This window comes from Aeromicrobium sp. MLTX1 (assembly GCF_046452335.1).
GTDB lineage: Bacteria > Actinomycetota > Actinomycetes > Propionibacteriales > Nocardioidaceae > Aeromicrobium.
This window is the reverse complement of sequence record NZ_JBKFDN010000010.1, coordinates 1-332: the sequence shown is the minus strand read 5'-3', so window position 1 is coordinate 332 and position 332 is coordinate 1. Positions and strand designations below refer to the sequence as shown.

Genomic DNA, 332 nt, shown 5'->3' with positions numbered 1-332 from the left:
TCGAACTCGCGCAGCACGGCCTCCTCGACGAGCTCGGTGAGCTCCTCGATGACGAAGGAGCCCTGCAGCGGGTTCTCGTTGGCGGCCAGCCCCCATTCGCGGTTGATGATGAGCTGGATCGCGAGTGCCCGGTGCACCGACTCCTCCGAGGGCATGGTGACGGCCTCGTCGAAAGCGTTGGCGTTGTCGTAGATCGCGATCGGCATGGACGTGACGGACGACGTCAGCCTCGTCGCCGGAGTCGACCAGATCATCAGCGAGGCCGGACGCCTCGATGTCCTGGTCAACAACGCGGGCTACGGCTCCTACGGCGCCCTGGAGGACGTCCCCAT

At 66.0% G+C, this 332-nt stretch carries 1 protein-coding gene and 1 pseudogene; one reads left to right on the top strand and one right to left on the bottom strand.

Translation table 11 applies throughout. The features are described from left to right. Positions 1–200, bottom strand: a pseudogene (locus ACK99Q_RS17785) (methylmalonyl-CoA mutase family protein); the annotation flags it as partial. Between the two features lie 4 nt (positions 201–204). Between ACK99Q_RS17785 and ACK99Q_RS17780 the strand changes: the two are divergent. Then, positions 205–332 (top strand): SDR family NAD(P)-dependent oxidoreductase (locus ACK99Q_RS17780; protein ID WP_410187433.1); only part of this gene is annotated, 128 nt, incomplete at its 3' end.